The sequence below is a fragment of the Streptomyces similanensis genome (assembly GCF_039543625.1).
GTDB lineage: Bacteria > Actinomycetota > Actinomycetes > Streptomycetales > Streptomycetaceae > Streptomyces > Streptomyces similanensis.
In genome coordinates this window covers 1-978 of record NZ_BAABKC010000162.1, presented here as the reverse complement: position 1 = coordinate 978, position 978 = coordinate 1, and the positions used below count along the sequence as shown (strand labels likewise).

Genomic DNA, 978 nt, shown 5'->3' with positions numbered 1-978 from the left:
ACGAGTCGCCGACCGAGCCCATGGACGCCTGGATACCGGCTCTGACCAGGCGTGTTGTGAGCTTGATAGACGTGTACTGGCAGCCGTGGTCGGCGTGGTGGACGAGCTGGCCGGGAGCGACCTCGCGGCTGGCCAGGGCGTATTCCAGTGAGGTCAGGACCAGGTCGGCGTCCGCGTGGGCGGAGGTCTCCCAGGCCACCACCCGACGGGAGAAGGCGTCCCGGATCGCCGACAGCCACAACGGCCCCTCCCCGGTGGGGATCATGGTGAGATCGGTGACCCACAACCGGTTCGGCTCGCTCGCCGTGAAGTCGCGTCGCACCATGTCGGGGGCAGGATCCGCGTCCGGGTCGCGGCGGGTGAAGCCCTTGTCCGTCCGGCGTGGGCTGATACCGGCGAGACCGGCCTCCCGCATGAGTCGCTCGACCCGCTTGCGGCCGACGTGGACGCCTTCGCGTTTGAGGACGGCGTGCACGCGGGGTGAGCCGTAGATCCCGCCGGAGTCCTCGTGGACCTGCCGGATCTTCCCGGAGAGCTCGGCGTCCCGGCGGTGTCGCTCGCACGGCTCGGTCTCCGCTCGGCGCCAGCGGTAGTAGGTGGAGGAGGGGATGTGGAGTTCCCGGAGTACGGGCTCGACCCCCAGGTGCGGATGCTCGTCGACGAGCGCGGTCACCTGGGCCGGGTCGGGTCGAGCTGCGCGGCGAAAAAAGCCGAGGCTGTCCGCAGGACCTCGTTCGCCCGGCGTAGTTCCCGCACTTCCCGCCGGAGCTGGGCGAGCTCCTCTTTCTCCTCGGTGGTGAGCAGGTCGTCCCGCTCGCCGGCGTCGGCCTCGGCCTGGCGGATCCAGTTGCGCAGGGCCTCATGATGCACGCCGAGCTCTTCGGCCATGCGTCGGATCACAGGCTTCGGCTCGGCAGTCCGATACATCCGGACCGCACGCTCACGCAACTCCAGCGGGTATTTCCTCGGGGCAGGCAT

The 978-nt window shown here is 69.6% G+C and carries 2 protein-coding genes; both read right to left on the bottom strand.

Features of this window, described 5'->3' with window-relative positions; translation table 11 throughout:
- The coding region (locus tag ABEB07_RS39050) for an IS3 family transposase (RefSeq protein ID WP_345672821.1) at window positions 1-673 on the bottom strand (673 nt) is incomplete at its 3' end.
- Window positions 670-978, bottom strand: a 309-nt coding sequence (locus tag ABEB07_RS39045) for a transposase (RefSeq protein WP_345672820.1), incomplete at its 5' end; no start/stop codon positions are given. The genes ABEB07_RS39050 and ABEB07_RS39045, both read right to left, overlap by 4 nt.